Source organism: Stenotrophomonas sp. 24(2023) (genome assembly GCF_030913365.1).
GTDB lineage: Bacteria > Pseudomonadota > Gammaproteobacteria > Xanthomonadales > Xanthomonadaceae > Stenotrophomonas.
The window spans coordinates 2,589,665-2,605,679 of record NZ_CP133160.1 but is presented as its reverse complement, the minus strand read 5'-3'; the positions used below and the strand labels follow the sequence as shown (position 1 = coordinate 2,605,679).

Here is a 16,015-nt window from a genome sequence, read left to right as displayed (position 1 = left end):
ACCTGGTAGATCCACGCCATGCGTGGATGCTCTCCGGCAGGAGCCTCGGTCAAGGCAACCCGCCCGTGCCACGCTAGGATGCGCCCATGACCCCGGCCATCAACCTGCTCAAGCGCGAGAAGATCGCCCACACCGTGCGCAGCTACGTGCACGATGCCCACGCTGAATCCTACGGCGGCGAAGCCGTGGACAAGCTCGGCCTGGACCCGGCACAGGTGTTCAAGACCCTGCTGGCCAGCACCGAAACCCACGAACTGCTGGTGGCGATCGTGCCGGTCGCCGGCCAGCTGGATCTGAAGGCGCTGGCCGACGCCGCCGGCTGCAAGAAGTGCGAGATGGCCGCCGCCGAAGCCGCGCAGCGCGCGACCGGCTACCTGGTCGGTGGCATCAGCCCACTCGGGCAGAAGAAGCGCCTGCGCAGCTTTCTCGATGCCAGCGCGCAGGCACTTCCCACGCTGCATGTCAGCGCCGGCCGCCGTGGCCTGGAAGTGGAGCTGGCACCGGCCGACCTGCTGCGCCTGACGGCAGGCCACTACGCGCCCATCGGGAAAGCCCGCTGATGCGCTGGCCCTGGCAGGCACCGTCGCCACCACGGCTCGACGACCCGCAGGCCGACGTGCTGCTGCAGGACCTGTGCTCGCGCGATGCCGCGCGCATCCACCGTGCCGCCAGCCAGGTCGCGCGCTTGTTCACCCCGGCCTCGCTTGATGCATTGGCCGCACAGTCGGCCACCATCGAACGCGCCTGCGAAGGCATCGCCCTGGGCGGCATGCTGGTCAGCAACCAGGTGCACCTGGCCTTCGCGCTGCGCCGCCTGCGCTGGTGGCATGAGCGCAGTGGCTGCCTGTGTGCGCTGTATCCGCAGTACCCGTTCTTCGACCCGCGGCGGCTGATCGAGCAGGAACAGGTGCGATTGGTGGCGCAGGGCACGGCAGAGGATGGCTGGGGCGATTGCCATCGCGTGGCCTGCGTGCAGTGCGGGCAGCCGTGGGACGCCACCGATCGCGAATACCATTACCCGTGGTGGGAGTGGAAGACCGCCTGACCGAAGCGCATCCACGCATGGCATGCATCTAGCGCACTCCCATGCGTGGATGGGGCGTCGCAGGAATCAAGGCCGCCAGTTGGCGTTGTTTTCCCAGAACTGCACGGCACGCTGGTAGGCCTCCCGGTCCAGCGGAACGCCGGAACCGCCCTCCTCCACGCCCAGCGCGTTGCGCATCATGGTGATCGGCGCCATCGGCACTTCTTCCGGTTCGGCGGTATAGATGCATCCGACAATGCCCCAGTCGGCCTCGATCGGCGATCCTTCCTTCGCCAGCTGCCCGGCGCTGTACAGGATCACCACCAGGTAGTTCGCACGCGGCGATTCCACGCCCTCGAACCAGCGCACCAGCACCGGCAGTTCCTCGCGGTTGCGCGCCTCGTAGCCGCTGCGCAGCAGATGGCGGTTGGCCTCGGTGACCGGTACCGTCAGGCAGCGCGTGCTGGTCCAGTTCTCGTAGACGAACAGCTTGCAGAACGGCGCGTAGCCATCGAGCACCTTCAGCGGCGCATGCGCATTGAGGTGGGCCTCGAACTGCTCGGCAGTGCAGTCCTGGACGGTGTTGCCGCGCGGCACGCGCGGGAACAGGCGGGGGCGGGCGAAATCGGTGAGGACGATGGACATGGCACGGCGTGTTCTGGAATTCCGCTGCACAGGGTAACCGCCCCGGCGGCAGGCAGGGCGGGATGCCAATGGTCACTGGCACCGGCCTCCCGCTTGCCGCAGGCTGCGGGCGACCCCACGCACGGATCGCCGGCTCATGGATGCAGCACGCGCGTTGCCCCGCCCCACCCGCCGTCGCCGCTGGCTACAAGGGCTGGCCGCTCTGCTGCTGGCACCGCCCTTGCTGTTCATGGCCGCCCTGCTCTGGCCGCTATCGCCACCGCCCTTGCCCGAGCCCGGCAACAGCCGCGTGATCGTCAACGTGCGGGTGGTGGACATCGCGCGCGGCCAGGCCAGCGAACCCACCACCGTGACCGTGCGCAACGGCACGATCACCGCCATCGGTGAAGGAACGCCGGAGGCGGCGTTGCCTGTATTCGATGCGGGCGGCCGCTGGCTGCTGCCCGGCTTCTGGGACATGCACACCCACGCCCTGCAGCTGTCCCCCCAGCTGCAGTTCCCGCTGATGCTGGCCAACGGCATCACCGGTACCCGCGACATGATGGACTGCCCGCAGGCCACCGACCCGCTGATCGCCTGCGTGGCCGACAAGCGCCGCTGGACCGCGCAGGCCATTGCCGGGCAGTCCGCCGCGCCGCGCTTCGTGCAGGTGGCCAGTTTCTACTTCGAGGACCCGGCCCTGCAGGGCGAAGCCGCCGCGCAGCGTGCACGGGACTACAGCGCGCGCGGTGTCGATGCACTGAAGGTCTACAACCGCCTGCGGCCGGCCACCTACCAGCGGCTGGCGGTGGAAGCCCGCCGCCTGCAACGCCCGCTGGTCGGCCACCTGCCCAAGGCGGTGGCGCTGGAAGATGCCCTGCAGGCGGGACAGCGCAGCTTCGAGCATGCCCACCTGTTCGTCCGCCATTGTTTCGATGGTGCGGCGGCGTGGCGGCGCGGCGGGCTGGATGCGCAGTCCCCCCTCGTGCTGGCCGAACGCATGGTCAGCGGCCACCAGCCCGCCCGCTGCGATGAGGCATTCGCCTCGATGCAGGCCCACGGCGCGGCATTCGTACCCACCCATGTCACCCGTGAGGAAGACGCGCGCGCGCGCGATCCTGCGTTCCTCGACGATCCGCGCCTTGCCTACCTGGATCCGCTCTCGCGCTGGGCATGGCGTGATGACCTGCAGGCCACCGTGGAACGCTACCCCGGCCAGCGCGGCGATGACGCGCTGAAGGCCTACTTCGATCAGGGCCTGGCCCTGACCGGCCGCGCACATCGTGCGGGCGTCACCGTGCTGGTGGGCACCGACACCGGGTTGGGCGGGTTCCGCTACCACGATGAACTGCAGTGGCTGCGCCAGGCCGGGCTCAGCCCGGCGGAAGTGCTGCGCGCGGCCACGCTGCAGGCCGCACGCCACCTGGACCTGCAGGCGCGGCACGGCAGTGTCGAGACCGGCAAGGCCGCGGATCTGGTGCTGCTCGATGGCGACCCGCTGCTGGACACCGCCAACACCCGGCGCGTACATGCCGTGCTGCTGGCCGGCCACCTGTACGACCGCCCGCGGCTGGATGCGCTGCTGGCCCATGCCCGCGCGCAGGCACGTTCACCGGCGGTGATGGCACGCCTGCTCTGGGGCTTTCTCACCAGCCCGGTCAGCGCCGAGCTGTAGCCGCCCCTACAACGCCATCCGCTCGCGCAGTTCCCGCGCCTGCCGCCGCGATACTTCCACCTCGCTGCCGTCATCCAGCGCCAGGTCGTAGCCATCGCCAACGCTGGGGGTGACCGCGCGGATGCGCCGCAGGTTGACCAGGGTATTGCGGTTGGCACGGAAGAACAGATCCTGCGGCAGCCGTGCTTCCAGCGCGCTCAGGCTGCGGGTCAGCAGGGCATTCTGGTCGCGGAACCACAGCCGCGTGTAGTTGCCATCCACCACCAGCCGGCGGATCTCGCCCACCGCCACGAACCAGCAGCGCTCGCCATCACGCACGAACACCTGGTCCTGCGCGTTCAAGCCACCGCCGGCGGCCACCGGCGGCGCGGCAGGTGCATCACGCTGGCGCACGCGTTCCAGCGCGTCATGCAGGCGCGGTGCTTCCACCGGCTTGACCAGATAGTCCAGCGCATTGGTCTGGAACGCGCGCACCGCATAGGCATCGTAGGCGGTGACGAACACCACCGCAGGGGCCTGCTCCAGGCCATCGAGCACGTCAAAACCGGTGCCGGAGGGCATCTGCACATCCAGCAGCACCAGGTCGGGCTTCAACCGGGCGATCGCCTCGCGCGCCGCCGGCACGTCATCGGCCTCGCCCACGCAGTGCACCCAGGGCAGCGCCGCCAGCAGCGTGCGCAGTTCCTGCCGTGCCAGGCGGGCGTCATCGACGATCAGGACACTCAGGGTCGTGCGCATTGTGGAATCTCCAGCAAGGCCTGCATGCGGCCGTCCACCGGCTGCAGATGGAAGCGGCCGCCGCTGGCCAGCTGCGACCGCAGGTAGTCCAGGCCAACGCCATGCCCAGCGGTTGCGGCATCCGTGCCCGCTGCGGCCAAACCCAACGGGTTGTCAACCTGCAGCCGCAGCAGGCCGTCGCTGCACCGCGCGCTGACACGCACCTCGCCACCACCGGGGCGCACGGCGATGCCGTGCTTGATGGCATTTTCCACCAGCAGCTGCAGCGCCATCACCGGCAACCGCGCCTGGGCGGCCTCATCACTCACATCGATGTGCACCTGCAGGCGCTGTTCGTAGTGCACCGCTTCGACGGCCAGGTAGTCCCGTACCACGGACAGTTCATCGGCCAGCAGTGCATCCTCGTTGCGCGCATGCTCCAGCGCGTGGCGCAGCGTGCGTGACAGATCGGTCACCATCTGCCGTGCGCGCCCGGGATCTTCGAGGATCAACGCGCGCAGGTTGTTCAGCGCGTTGAACATGAAGTGCGGGTTGAGCCGCGCACGCAGCGCATCGCGCTCCAATGCACTGCGCTCGGCCTCCGCACGCAGGCGGGCCAGTTCGGCCTGTCGCGCGCGGCGCACGCTGTGCAGTCCAGCCCACAGCGCGGTCCACAGCCCCAGCACCAACACGGTGTTGAGCCAGTAAAGCAGGCGTGCGACCGGACGGAAATCGGCCGGCCGGCCGCCAAAATCGACCCAGCCCAGTGCCAGCGCCGGCTGCAGTACAGCCGTCAGCAGCAACTGCGCCAGTACTGCGCCCAGCAGCACCGCCAGCGCCAGCCGCAGCACCAATGCGCCCAGATCCCGCCGCCACCAGTGGCGCCGCAACGCCAGCGCGCGCACGCCGCCGCTGATGCCACACAGCAGCACGCCCAGGCCTACGCTGATCAGGGTGCCGCCACTGCTCGCGCCGCCAGCGGACGCGCCCGTCATGGCCAGGCTGAACACGCAGAACAGCACCCAGCCAAGGCCGTTGACCAACCAGAAGCGCAGCGAGGCGGTGGAATCAGGCATGGCGGCGACCGGGGGGCGGAGGGATCAGCGGTGGCTGTCGAGGAAGGCCTGTACCTGTCCACGCAGCCACTGCGGATCATCCCACATCAGGAAGTGGTGGCCGCTGGCGCTCAGTTCGAGGCGCACGCCCGGCAGCGCGGCGTACTGCGCCTGGAAGATCGAACGGGCAGATGCCTCGGTGGCTCCCAGTGCCTGGTAGGAGGCCCATGCGCCCAGCACCAGGGTCGGCGCGCGGATGGCGGCCACCTCGCCGCGCAGGTCCGTCACCAACAGCGAGTACATGGCATCGGCGGTGGTGGCCCGATCGCTGTCGCGGCCCCAGCGCTTCAGTTCGGGCAGGCGCGCGGTGCTGTTGGTCAGCGGGGCCAGGGCCGCTTCGGCCTGCGCCTGGTAACTGGCCGGGTCCGCCGCCAGCATCGCCGCGCGCATCTGCTCAGCCATGGGCCGCACGCTCTGCGCGGTGGCCTGTGGGTTCTGCAGGCCAGCGTAGAACGGCAGCGCATCGACGATGACCAGTGGCCCCAGCGCCTGCGGATCCTTCACCGCCATCTGCAGCGCCAGCACACCACCCAGGCTGTGGCCGATCACCGCAGGATGTTCCAACCTCTGGTCATGCACATAGGCCAGCAGCTGATCGCGCATGGCCGACAGGAAGTCGGCCGGGCGCGGATCGGCAGGCGCCGCGCCGGCAAAGCCTGGCAGCTGCACCAGATGGCACTGCACATCCTTCAGCGCCACGCAGGTTTCGCGCCAGACCGCAGCGCTGCTGTTGAGGCCGGGGATCATCAGCAGCGGGCGGCCCTTGCCGACCACCTCGACCTGCACCTTGCCGGTGCCTGTGGCGGCCGCCGCATGCGCCGGGCCGGAACCGAGCACGGCCATCGCCATGCCGATCATCGCCAGCCGTGCCAGCGCCTTCATCGCATACCAGAGTGCCAGGAAGATCTTCATCGTCTGCTCCTTCATCGGGTGGGTGTTGCCGGGATGGGCGCAGCGTGGGCCTGGCCGAGGCACGCCGGTGGCGATTTCGGAGCAACGGCCGCACGGCGGGGCGAACGGTCGCCAGCCGCCGATGACCTGCCCACCCTTTTCATCACAGTTCCATCTTGATGAAGCGATATACTGATGCGCACCCGCCGCTGCCGCCCGTGCCATGACCGCCATCAGCTTCGAGTTCTATCCGCCCAAGACCGACGAACAGCGCAGCCAGCTCGATCGCACGGCGGCACGGCTGAAGGCCTACGCGCCGGAATACGTGTCCTGCACGTTCGGCGCCGGCGGGTCGACCCTGAGCTACACCTCCGAAACCGTGCGCCATCTCAACCAGCACCACGGCTTCGAGGCGGCCCCCCACCTGTCCTGCGTGGGTGGCACCCGCCAGGAGATCCGCGAACTGCTCAAGCTCTACCGTGCCATCGGCTGCCACCGCATCGTCGCCCTGCGCGGCGACCTGCCCTCGGGCATGGGCTTTCCCGGCGACATGCGCTATGCCGCCGAACTGATCGCGTTCATCCGTGCCGAACACGGCGATGCCTTCCGCATCGAAGTGGGCGCCTACCCGGAAACCCACCCGCAGGCCCACGACGCGCTGGCCGACCTGAAGCACTTCAAGGCCAAGATCGACGCCGGTGCCGACGCCGCGATCACCCAGTATTTCTACAACCCAGACGCCTATTTCCACTTCGTCGATGAAGTGCGGCGGCTGGGCGTGGAGGTACCGATCGTGCCGGGCATCATGCCGATCGCCAACTTCAGCCAGCTGCGCCGCTTTTCCGAACAGTGCGGGGCAGAGATCCCGCGCTGGATCGGCCGCAAGATGCAGGCCTACGGCGATGACAGCGAATCGGTGCGCGCCTTCGGCACCGAGATCGTGGCGAAGCTGTGCGAGCGGCTGGTGGAAGGGGGCGCGCCGGGCCTGCACTTCTACACCCTGAACCTGGCCCGCCCAACCCTGTCGGTGCTGAAGCTGCTGCGCGGCTGAAACATCCTCATCGCCGCATGTCGGATTCGGCGCTACCCTGCGTCGATGAAAGCCTGCCTGACCGCCCTGCTGCCGCTGCTGCTCCTGTTCTACCAACCGGCCCATGCACAGGCCAGAGCGGTCAACCGCTGCACCGACGCCAGTGGCCGCAGCGTGTTCACCGACCGCAGCTGCGACAGCCTGGGCGCGCAGTCGCGACTGCCGCCGCCCCCGCCACCGGGCAACACGCCGCAACGCGACACCCTGGGGGCCCGCTGCCCGCGCCGCCTGAGCGACCTGGTCGGCGCCCTGCGCAGTGCCGTGGGCGGCAATGACGTCAACCGGCTGTCGTCGGTCTACCTGTGGGGCGCGATGTCCGACGAGGGCGCCCAGCGCGTGCTCGGCCAGCTGGAGGCGGTGGTGCGGCGGCCACTGGTGGATATCGTGCCGGTGTACCGGGAAGGTACGGGCGACAGCCCCACAGCGGGCGGAGACGGGGAGGCTGACGCCGCGCCGCGTCGCCCGATCGCGCTGCGGCTGGAACAGACACTGCCTGGCACGGCGACACCCTCGCGCACGGTGCTGGCGCTGCGGCGGCAGTACGGGTGTTTCTGGGTCACGCTGTGAGGGACTGCGGTGCATCCACGCATGGCGTGGATCTACCTTGGCGTCGGGGCGGCGCTCATCCACGCATGGCGTGGATCTACCTTGGCGTCGGGGCGGCGCTCATCCACGCATGGCGTGGATCTACCTTGGCGCCGGGGCGGCGCTCATCCACGCATGGCGTGGATCTACCTTGGCGCCGGGGCGTTACGAAGGCCACAGGCCGCTGATCGCGGCGATGCCCTGGCCGCCGTGGCGGCGCGCCTGCGGGATGTGCTGCGGGGCCATGCCACCCAGCGCATAGATCGGCAACGAGACCTGCGCGCGCAGGTCGGCGAACGCTTCCCACCCCAATGGCGCGGCGCCGGGGTGGCTGGCCGTCGCCTGCACCGGACCCAGCACCGCGAAGTCGCAGCCCAGCCGTTGCGCTGCCTGCAGCTGCGACAGGTCGTGGCAGGACGCGGCGACCAGCTGGCCCGGCGGCAACGGACGCTCACTCAGTGACAACAGCTGTTCGCTGCCCAGGTGCACGCCCACGCCCAGCGCCTGGGCCAGCGCGATATCACGGTTCAGCAGCCACTGCACGCCACTACGATGCTGGCGCACGGTCTGCTCGGCCAGCGCCGCCCACTGCGGGTGGCCGGCCGGCAGGCGCAGCTGGATGCGCGCATGGCCGGCCGCGACGGCGGTGCGCAACTGCGCCTGCCAGCGCTGCTGCCCGGCATCGTCCTCGGCCGGGGCCGGGGTGATCAGGTACCGGTCGGGCTGGCGCAGCGCCGCCACCACGGGCAGGTCGGCCGGTGGCATCGAATACCGCACCAGCTTGTCCGGCGCCACCCAGGTGATGGCCTGGCCCTCGCGCCCACGGGGACTGCCTTTCCAGCTGCGGATATGCCGTACTTCCAGGGTCAGGTGCTTGTCCGGGTAGACCTGCGGAACATCCATCAGCCAGTCACCGACGTCCGCGTCGATCCCCAGCTCCTCGCGCAGCTCCCGCACCAGCGCCTGTTCGGAGCTCTCGCCCGCCTCGCGCTTGCCGCCCGGGAATTCCCACAGGCCGGCCATGTCGCGGTTCTCGGTGCGCCGGTTGAGCAGGATACGGCCACGGGCGTCGGTGATGACGCCGGCCACGACATGGATCGATCGTTTCGGGGAGGGCATGGGGGGAGCATGCCCAAAACAGGGCGACCGGTGCAATCGTGCGCAGGAGAAACCTGCAGATCCACGCCATGCGTGGCGGGTCCCCACCCTCCGGCCGGGAACCGCCCCACGGCCCGGCCCCAAAAGAAAAGCCCCGCGTTCGCGGGGCTTTCCGGGGTCAGCTCAGCTGGCCGTGGCAGTGCTTGTACTTCTTGCCACTGCCGCAGGGGCACGGATCGTTGCGGCCGATCTTCGGCTCGTCGCGCAGGATCTGCGCCACGCCCCCCTGCTGGGCGGCCTCGACCTCGGCCGCTTCCTCATCGGCACCGTAGCCGCCGGCATCCTGGTGCTGGAACTGCGACTGGCGCAGGCGGGCTTCCACCTGCTGGCGCTCGGCCGCTTCCAGCTGTGCCACTTCCTCGTCGCTGCGGATGCGCACGCGGGCCAGCAGGGCCACCACTTCGCGCTTCACGTTTTCCAGCATGTCCGAGAACAGCTCGAAGGCTTCCTTCTTGTACTCCTGCTTGGGCTGCTTCTGCGCATAGCCGCGCAGGTAGATGCCCTGGCGCAGGTAGTCCATGCGGGCCAGGTGTTCCTTCCAGCTCTGGTCCAGCACGGTCAGCATGACGTGCTTTTCCAGCGCGCGCATGGTGTCCTCGCCCACGCCGGTTTCCTTTTCGGCGAAGTGCTCGTTGATGCGCTCCTGCACCTTCTCGGCAATGGTCTCCGCATCCAGTTCCTCGTGCGACTTGACCAGTTCCAGCAGGGGCATGTGCACGCCGAAGTCGGCCTGCAGCGTGGCCTCCAGGCCCTGCAGGTCCCACTGTTCATCGATGGAGTTGGGCGGCACGAAACGGGCCACCACGTCATAGACCACGTCGGCGCGGATGCCGTCGACATTGTCCTTCACCGATTCGGCATCCAGCAGTTCATCACGCTGGGCGTAGATCACCTTGCGCTGGTCGTTGTTGACGTCGTCGAAGTCCAGCAGGTTCTTGCGGATGTCGAAGTTGTGGGCCTCGACCTTGCGCTGCGCCTTCTCGATCTGGCGGCTGACCAGGCGGTCCTCGATGACGTCGTCTTCCTTCATGCCCATCATGCGCATGGCCTTCTGCACCCAGTCGGAGGCGAAGATGCGCATCAGGTTGTCTTCCAGCGACAGGTAGAAGCGGGACGAGCCCGGGTCACCCTGGCGGCCGGAACGGCCACGCAGCTGGTTGTCGATACGGCGCGATTCGTGGCGCTCGGTGCCCACGATGTGCAGGCCACCGGCGGCCTTCACGGCATCGTGGCGTTCCTGCCAGGCGGCCTTGGCGGCAGCCTTCTGCGCATCGGTCGCGTCCTCGCCCAGCGCGTGGATTTCCGCTTCCAGCGAACCGCCCAGCACGATGTCGGTACCGCGGCCGGCCATGTTGGTGGCGATGGTCACTGCGGCCGGGCGGCCGGCATTGGCCACGATGGTCGCTTCACGGTCGTGCTGCTTGGCATTGAGCACTTCGTGCTTCACGCCGGCCTTGCGCAGGTGCTCGGACAGCATTTCCGAGGTTTCGATCGAGGTGGTACCCACCAGCACCGGCTGGCCGCGCTTGGCGCATTCCTCGATGTCGGCCAGCACCGCGTTGAACTTGCCCTTGCGGTTGAGGAACACCTGGTCCGGGCTGTCCTTGCGGATGGTCGGGCGGTTGGTCGGGATGACCACCACTTCCAGGCCGTAGATGCTCTGGAACTCGAACGCTTCGGTATCGGCCGTACCGGTCATGCCGGACAGCTTCTTGTACATGCGGAACAGGTTCTGGAAGGTGATGCTGGCCAGCGTCTGGTTCTCGCGCTGGACCGGCACGCCTTCCTTCGCTTCCACCGCCTGGTGCAGGCCATCGGACCAGCGGCGGCCGGCCAGGGTACGGCCGGTGAATTCATCGACGATGACCACTTCGCCATCGCGCACGATGTAGTCCACGTCACGCTGGTAGATCGCGTGCGCGCGCAGGGCGGCGTTGAGGTGGTGGACCACGGTCAGGTTCTGCGCGGCGTACAGGCCTTCGGTCTCGCCGTTGAGGATGCCCGCTTCCACCAGCAGCCGTTCGGCGTGCTCCATGCCCGCTTCGGACAGGTGCACCTGCTTGCCCTTCTCGTCCACCCAGAAGTCGCCCTCGCCTTCTTCGGCGTCCTGCTTGATCAGGTGCGGCACGACCTTGTTGACGCGGATGTACAGTTCCGGGGAATCGTCGGCCGGGCCGGAGATGATCAGCGGGGTACGCGCTTCGTCGATCAGGATCGAGTCCACTTCGTCGACGATGGCGTAGTGCAGGCCACGCTGGTAGCGGTCGGCCTTGGACAGCGCCATGTTGTCGCGCAGGTAGTCGAAGCCGAATTCGTTGTTGGTGCCGTAGGTGATGTCGGCGGCATAGGCCTCGCGCTTGTCGCTGTGCGGCATGCCCGGGTACACCACGCCCACGCTCAGGCCCAGCCAGTTGTACAGCTTGCCCATCTGCGCGGCATCGCGGCGGGCCAGGTAGTCGTTGACGGTGACCACGTGCACGCCCTTGCCTTCCAGGGCGTTGAGGTACACCGGCAGCGTCGCCACCAGGGTCTTGCCTTCACCGGTGCGCATTTCGGCGATCTTGCCCAGGTGCAGCACCATGCCGCCGATCAGCTGCACGTCGTAGTGGCGCATGCCCAGCACGCGCAGGCCCGCTTCGCGGCAGACCGCGAACGCTTCCGGCAGCACCTTGTCCAGGGCCTCGCCGTCGGCGATGCGCTGCTTGAACTCCGGCGTCTTGGCCTGCAGCTGCTCGTCGGAGAGCTTCTTGATCTCCGGCTCCAGCGCATTGATCTTGGCGACGATGCGGTTGAGCTGGCGCAGCTGTCGTTCGTTACGACTGCCAAAAACGCGGGTAAGCAGGCTGTTGATCATTGAAGGAACCGGGTTGGATGGACACGACGCCCGGCCTCCCCCTTGGGATCCGTCCGCCGCAAACGAAACAGGGCGCCTGGCGCCCTGTCGATGGCAACACCCATTGTAGCTTGGGACGGGCGGGAGGGGTTTCAACCCTCGTCGCCGTTCCGGGGCCGGATCGGCCCGGGATCCGACCCGGGGATCAGCCGCGGCTGATGCGGCCCACCGGGGTATTGCCGCCGTCGCCGAGGAACTTGCGCGGGTTGACCACCCGGCCGTTTTCCCACACCTCGAAGTGCACGTGGGCGCCGGTGGAACGGCCGGTGGACCCGGCCTTGGCCACTTCCTGCCCGGCACGGACCAGATCGCCGGCCTTCACGGTCAGGCGCGAATTGTGCGCGTAGCGGGTGACGTAGCCATTGCCGTGGTCGACATCGACCACGTTGCCGTAGCCGCCCTTGACCCCGGAGAAGCTGACCACGCCATCGGCCACGGCCATCACCGGGTCACCCACCTTGGCGTGGAAATCCATGCCCTTGTGGGTGGCCGCGCCGCGGCCGAACGGGTCGGCACGGGTGCCGAAACCGGAGGTTACGTAGCTGTTGCGGATCGGCATGCGCGAGGGCACGGCGTTCTGCTCCAGCTGGTGGTCGAACATCAGCGATTCCATCACCGACAGCTGGCGGCCCGAAGCGGCGAAGCGCTGCTCCAGCACCTGTAAGTCGGCGTTGACATCCTTCACCGGGATGTCGCTGATCGGGCCGCCGGCATCACCGTCACCCAGGCCGGGGGTTTCGGCGAAGTCGAACTCGCCGTCCTCCAGCTTGCCCATCTGGGTCAGCCGTTCGCCCAGGGCGTTGAGGCGGGTCGCCTGGGCCTGCAGCTCGCCCAGGCGGGCGGCCAGCGCGTTGACCTGGGTCTGCGCATCACGCTGGACCTTGGCCAGTTCGCGCTCCTGGCGCTCGACCTTGGCCTGCAGGCGCGAATCGTTGAACGCGTTGGCGCCGATTCCGCCCGCAAAGCCGATAATGCAGCCGACCCCGAGCACGCTGCCCAGCAGGGCACGGGGGCGGTCCTCGAAGTAGAACCGCAAACGCGCGAGCGGCGACTTGGCCTGTCCTTCACGCGTTTTGATTACGATCTTTTTGAATGCCATCTGTGAGTTGTCATGTCTGAGCCGAAATCCAGCGTTCGCCCCGCTTCCGTGCCGAAACCGGCGCTGGATACGGTGATGGCAGACAAAAGCGGGAACCCGCTGCGTCGAGCCCTGTGGCTCGATGCGCTGGACCGTCAGTTGCGCCCCCAGTTGCCGCCTACGCTGCGCAACCGTTGCCGGCTGGCCAATGTGGACGGGGAACACCTCGTTTTTCTCGTCGACTCCCCGGTCTGGCATGCCAAGCTGCGGCTTGCCGAGGCCCAGTTGATCGACGCGGCCCGTTCCATCGGGCTGAAGGCCACCAAGGTGACCGTCAAGACTGCCAAGACCGTCCCCGTGCACTCCCCAGCGCACGGACAGCGAAACGGGCCTTCAGCAGTATCAGCCGCCACGCACAAAGGGCTACGCGACGCCTTGGCTTGCCTGCAGGACGTGGAGAAACCTCCCCGATCCCGTTGACAACGGAGCGTCCTGCTCCGCTCCCCACCCGCCTGGCGTGTCGCCGTGGCGTGAAACATTTGTGGGGGCCGGGTCGCATCCTAGCCGGGGTTGCCCCGGCAGTCGTTAGACTTTTGTTAAAGATTCGTTAGGTTCAGGCTTCAAACGGAACGGGTTCACGAAGGTGTGATGACCGCCGCTGCCTGAATGAGGGGGGCGTGTGATCTCGCCCGCCCGCCCCCTGAAACGCAATCGCCGCCCAGAAGGGCGGCGACAGGCAGGCGCGGTGGCCGGGAACGGAAGCCTCAGGCGTACGCCGGGGCGCCGTATTCGACCGGGTCCGGGACCGACGGCGATTCGTAGCTCACCCATTCCCAGGCGGTGGCATCGGCCAGCAGCGCCCGCACCAGCTTGTTGTTGAGCGCATGGCCGGACTTGAAGCCTTCGTAGGCACCCAGCACCTGGCCGCCGGCCAGGTACAGATCGCCGATCGCATCGAGGATCTTGTGGCGCACGAACTCATCGGCGTAGCGCAGGCCGTCTTCGTTGAGCACGCGGAATTCGTCCAGCACGATGGCGTTGTCCATCGAACCGCCCAGGCCCAGGTTGCGCTCGCGCATGTACTCCAGGTCGCGCATGAAGCCGAAGGTGCGCGCGCGGGAGATTTCCTTGGTGTAGGCCAGGGTGGAGAACTCGATTTCCTGGCGCGACTGCTTGGCCGGGATCATCGGGTGGTCGAACTGGATGGTGAAGCCCAGCTTGTAGCCCTCGTACGGGGTGAAGCGGGCCACCTTGTCGCCCTCGGTCACTTCCACGGTCTTGAGCACGCGCAGGAAACGCTTGGGCGCGTCCTGTTCCACGATGCCCGCCGACTGCAGCAGGAACACGAACGGGCCGGACGAACCGTCCATGATCGGCAGCTCGGCCGAGGACAGTTCGACAATGATGTTGTCCACGCCGAGGCCGGCCAGCGCCGACATCAGGTGTTCCACGGTCTGGATCTTGGCGTTGTTGCAGGTCAGGCCGGTGCACAGGGTCACTTCGGTGACCAGATCGGCCCGGGCCGGCACTTCCACCACCGGGTCCAGGTCCACGCGCCGGAACACGATGCCATGGTTGACCGGTGCCGGGCGCAGGGTCATGTAGACCTTGTCGCCGCTGTGCAGGCCAACGCCGGTGGCTCGGATCGTGTTCTTCAGGGTGCGCTGGGGGATCATGGGGGCAGACCAGGTGGGACAGTCTAGATTAACACGCAGCCGCCCTGCTCCAGGCTGAAACGCCGGCAGGACACACCGGCGCGCCGGTAGGACGCGCTGCGAACGGGGCGCCGGGCCCATCCTGGCCCGGCGTCCGTCACAAGGACATGGTGGCGCTTCCCGGGGGGGACAAGCCCCGGGAGGCGGCCGTCAGTCCGCCTGGCGGCGCAGGAACGCCGGGATGTCCAGGTAATCGTTGGGCAGTTCAGCTGCCGCCGGCGAGGCCGAGGCCGACGGGGTCGAGGCGGCAACGCTGTCGCTGCTGGCGCGGCGCAGGCCCATGCCCATCCCCATGCCACCCACGGCCTTGGACACCGCGTCGCCGCCGTTGTCGAACTCGCCGAATTCCGGCTGGCCGGTGGTGGCGTTGCGGACCAGCTTGATCGGGGCACGCTCGCCCGGGCGCTGGGCCTTGCTGGCCGAGGTACGGTTCAGGCCGGTGGCCACCACGGTCACGCGCACTTCGTCCTGCATGTCCGGGTCCAGCACGGTGCCGACCACCACGGTGGCGTCTTCCGAGGCGAAGCCATCGATGGTGCGGCCGATCTCGTCGAACTCGGCCATGGTGAAGTCCGCACCGGCGGTGATGTTGACCAGGATGCCGTTGGCGCCGGCCAGGTTCACATCGTCCAGCAGCGGGTTCTGGATGGCGGCTTCGGCAGCGGCCTGGGCGCGGTCATCGCCACGGGCGGTGCCGGTACCCATCATCGCCAGGCCCATTTCGGACATGACGGTGCGCACGTCGGCGAAGTCGACGTTGATCAGGCCCGGGCGCACGATCAGGTCGGCGATGCCCTGCACGGCGCCCTGCAGCACGTCGTTGGCGGCACGGAAGGCCTGGATCATGGTCGCGTTGCGGCCCAGCACGGTGATCAGCTTCTCGTTGGGAATGGTGATCAGCGAGTCGCAGTGCTGGCTCAGTTCCTCGATGCCCTTCAGCGCCACCTGCATGCGGCGACGGCCTTCGAACGGGAACGGCTTGGTGACCACGGCCACGGTCAGGATGCCCATTTCCTTGGCCAGCTGTGCCACCACCGGCGCAGCGCCGGTACCGGTGCCGCCGCCCATGCCGGCGGTGATGAACACCATGTCCGCACCCTGCAGGGCGTCCATGATGCGCTCACGGTCTTCCAGGGCGGCCTGGCGGCCCACTTCCGGGTTCGCGCCTGCGCCCAGGCCCTTGGTCACGTTGGTACCCAGCTGCAGCTGCAGCTTGGCACCGCAATTCTTGATGGCCTGCGAATCGGTGTTGGCGGTGATGAATTCCACGCCGTCCACGCTGGAGTTGACCATGTGCGCCACGGCATTGCCGCCGCCGCCGCCCACGCCCACCACCTTGATCACCGCATTGGGTGCCATCTTTTCGATCAGTTCAAAATGCGCCATGTCCGTGTCCTCGTTGTATCCGCTTTCGGTGGCATGGACGGTCGGGCCTCCTGCCTTCGCGTGT

General features: G+C 68.1%; 15 protein-coding genes. 6 read left to right on the top strand and 9 right to left on the bottom strand.

Annotation, left to right across the window (positions count from 1 at the left end; genetic code table 11):
* Positions 1–86 precede the first annotated feature (86 nt).
* The gene (gene ybaK / locus Q9R17_RS11535) at positions 87–560 is read left to right on the top strand and encodes a Cys-tRNA(Pro) deacylase (RefSeq protein ID WP_308154784.1); all 474 of its coding nucleotides are present in this window, start codon (positions 87–89) and stop codon (positions 558–560) included.
* Complete coding sequence (locus Q9R17_RS11530; protein ID WP_308154783.1) at positions 560–1,045, top strand: hypothetical protein; 486 nt, start codon at positions 560–562, stop codon at positions 1,043–1,045. Before ybaK ends, Q9R17_RS11530 begins: the two co-directional genes overlap by 1 nt.
* Positions 1,046–1,111: 66 nt before the next feature.
* Here the strand turns inward: Q9R17_RS11530 and Q9R17_RS11525 are convergent, their stop codons facing one another.
* Positions 1,112–1,669: a DUF3228 family protein gene (locus tag Q9R17_RS11525; RefSeq protein WP_308154782.1), complete on the bottom strand. Its 558-nt coding sequence runs from the start codon at positions 1,667–1,669 to the stop codon at positions 1,112–1,114.
* A 136-nt stretch (positions 1,670–1,805) separates the two neighbouring features.
* Between Q9R17_RS11525 and Q9R17_RS11520 the strand changes: the two genes are divergently transcribed.
* Complete coding sequence (locus Q9R17_RS11520; protein WP_308154781.1) at positions 1,806–3,323, top strand: amidohydrolase family protein; 1,518 nt, start codon at positions 1,806–1,808, stop codon at positions 3,321–3,323.
* A 6-nt stretch (positions 3,324–3,329) separates the two neighbouring features.
* Here the strand turns inward: Q9R17_RS11520 and Q9R17_RS11515 are convergent, their stop codons facing one another.
* The 3 genes from Q9R17_RS11515 to Q9R17_RS11505 are packed head-to-tail and all read right to left on the bottom strand — an operon-like array spanning position 3,330 to position 6,067.
* Positions 3,330–4,061, bottom strand: a complete 732-nt coding sequence (locus Q9R17_RS11515) for a LytTR family DNA-binding domain-containing protein (RefSeq protein WP_308154780.1) — start codon at positions 4,059–4,061, stop codon at positions 3,330–3,332.
* Positions 4,046–5,116, bottom strand: a complete 1,071-nt coding sequence (locus Q9R17_RS11510; protein ID WP_308154779.1) for a histidine kinase — start codon at positions 5,114–5,116, stop codon at positions 4,046–4,048. Before Q9R17_RS11510 ends, Q9R17_RS11515 begins: the two co-directional genes overlap by 16 nt.
* Positions 5,117–5,140: 24 nt before the next feature.
* Positions 5,141–6,067 carry an alpha/beta hydrolase gene (locus Q9R17_RS11505; RefSeq protein ID WP_308154778.1) on the bottom strand — a complete coding sequence of 309 codons (927 nt, stop codon included), beginning with the start codon at positions 6,065–6,067 and terminating at the stop codon, positions 5,141–5,143.
* 202 nt (positions 6,068–6,269) lie between these two features.
* Here Q9R17_RS11505 and metF point away from each other — a divergent pair, with 202 nt between their 5' ends.
* Together metF and Q9R17_RS11495 are read left to right on the top strand one after the other, a co-directional pair.
* Positions 6,270–7,097 carry a methylenetetrahydrofolate reductase [NAD(P)H] gene (gene metF, locus Q9R17_RS11500; protein ID WP_308154777.1) on the top strand — a complete coding sequence of 276 codons (828 nt, stop codon included), beginning with the start codon at positions 6,270–6,272 and terminating at the stop codon, positions 7,095–7,097.
* A 45-nt stretch (positions 7,098–7,142) separates the two neighbouring features.
* Complete coding sequence (locus tag Q9R17_RS11495) at positions 7,143–7,703, top strand: DUF4124 domain-containing protein (RefSeq protein WP_308154776.1); 561 nt, start codon at positions 7,143–7,145, stop codon at positions 7,701–7,703.
* 183 nt (positions 7,704–7,886) lie between these two features.
* On the opposite strand, the gene Q9R17_RS11490 is transcribed toward Q9R17_RS11495, so the two are convergent.
* The 3 genes from Q9R17_RS11490 to Q9R17_RS11480 all read right to left on the bottom strand — a co-directional run bounded on the left by Q9R17_RS11490 (position 7,887) and on the right by Q9R17_RS11480 (position 12,871).
* Positions 7,887–8,840: a Nudix family hydrolase gene (locus Q9R17_RS11490; RefSeq protein WP_308154775.1), complete on the bottom strand. Its 954-nt coding sequence runs from the start codon at positions 8,838–8,840 to the stop codon at positions 7,887–7,889.
* Positions 8,841–8,997: 157 nt separating this feature from the next.
* Positions 8,998–11,733: a preprotein translocase subunit SecA gene (gene secA, locus Q9R17_RS11485; RefSeq protein ID WP_308154774.1), complete on the bottom strand. Its 2,736-nt coding sequence runs from the start codon at positions 11,731–11,733 to the stop codon at positions 8,998–9,000.
* A 184-nt stretch (positions 11,734–11,917) separates the two neighbouring features.
* The gene (locus Q9R17_RS11480; protein WP_308154773.1) at positions 11,918–12,871 is read right to left on the bottom strand and encodes a M23 family metallopeptidase; all 954 of its coding nucleotides are present in this window, start codon (positions 12,869–12,871) and stop codon (positions 11,918–11,920) included.
* A gap of 12 nt (positions 12,872–12,883) precedes the next feature.
* Between Q9R17_RS11480 and Q9R17_RS11475 the strand changes: the two genes are divergently transcribed.
* A complete protein-coding gene (locus Q9R17_RS11475) occupies positions 12,884–13,330 on the top strand; it encodes a DUF721 domain-containing protein (protein ID WP_308154772.1) in 447 nt (148 codons plus the stop codon).
* Positions 13,331–13,614: 284 nt separating this feature from the next.
* Here the strand turns inward: Q9R17_RS11475 and lpxC are convergent, their stop codons facing one another.
* Entirely contained in the window at positions 13,615–14,526 is a 912-nt protein-coding gene (lpxC, locus tag Q9R17_RS11470) for a UDP-3-O-acyl-N-acetylglucosamine deacetylase (RefSeq protein ID WP_308154771.1), read from the bottom strand.
* A gap of 189 nt (positions 14,527–14,715) precedes the next feature.
* Positions 14,716–15,951 carry a cell division protein FtsZ gene (gene ftsZ / locus Q9R17_RS11465; RefSeq protein WP_308154770.1) on the bottom strand — a complete coding sequence of 412 codons (1,236 nt, stop codon included), beginning with the start codon at positions 15,949–15,951 and terminating at the stop codon, positions 14,716–14,718.
* Positions 15,952–16,015: the final 64 nt, after the last annotated feature.

Excerpts from the sequence above, each read along its gene's own strand:
- ybaK (WP_308154784.1), top strand. The coding sequence starts at position 87 with ATGACCCCGGCCATCAACCTGCTCAAGCGCGAGAAGATCGCCCACACC.
- Q9R17_RS11530 (WP_308154783.1), top strand. The coding sequence starts at position 560 with ATGCGCTGGCCCTGGCAGGCACCGTCGCCACCACGGCTCGACGACCCG.
- Q9R17_RS11525 (WP_308154782.1), bottom strand. The coding sequence starts at position 1,669 with ATGTCCATCGTCCTCACCGATTTCGCCCGCCCCCGCCTGTTCCCGCGC.
- Q9R17_RS11520 (WP_308154781.1), top strand. The coding sequence starts at position 1,806 with ATGGATGCAGCACGCGCGTTGCCCCGCCCCACCCGCCGTCGCCGCTGG.
- Q9R17_RS11515 (WP_308154780.1), bottom strand. The coding sequence starts at position 4,061 with ATGCGCACGACCCTGAGTGTCCTGATCGTCGATGACGCCCGCCTGGCA.
- Q9R17_RS11510 (WP_308154779.1), bottom strand. The coding sequence starts at position 5,116 with ATGCCTGATTCCACCGCCTCGCTGCGCTTCTGGTTGGTCAACGGCCTT.
- Q9R17_RS11505 (WP_308154778.1), bottom strand. The coding sequence starts at position 6,067 with ATGAAGATCTTCCTGGCACTCTGGTATGCGATGAAGGCGCTGGCACGG.
- metF (WP_308154777.1), top strand. The coding sequence starts at position 6,270 with ATGACCGCCATCAGCTTCGAGTTCTATCCGCCCAAGACCGACGAACAG.
- Q9R17_RS11495 (WP_308154776.1), top strand. The coding sequence starts at position 7,143 with ATGAAAGCCTGCCTGACCGCCCTGCTGCCGCTGCTGCTCCTGTTCTAC.
- Q9R17_RS11490 (WP_308154775.1), bottom strand. The coding sequence starts at position 8,840 with ATGCCCTCCCCGAAACGATCGATCCATGTCGTGGCCGGCGTCATCACC.
- secA (WP_308154774.1), bottom strand. The coding sequence starts at position 11,733 with ATGATCAACAGCCTGCTTACCCGCGTTTTTGGCAGTCGTAACGAACGA.
- Q9R17_RS11480 (WP_308154773.1), bottom strand. The coding sequence starts at position 12,871 with ATGGCATTCAAAAAGATCGTAATCAAAACGCGTGAAGGACAGGCCAAG.
- Q9R17_RS11475 (WP_308154772.1), top strand. The coding sequence starts at position 12,884 with ATGTCTGAGCCGAAATCCAGCGTTCGCCCCGCTTCCGTGCCGAAACCG.
- lpxC (WP_308154771.1), bottom strand. The coding sequence starts at position 14,526 with ATGATCCCCCAGCGCACCCTGAAGAACACGATCCGAGCCACCGGCGTT.
- ftsZ (WP_308154770.1), bottom strand. The coding sequence starts at position 15,951 with ATGGCGCATTTTGAACTGATCGAAAAGATGGCACCCAATGCGGTGATC.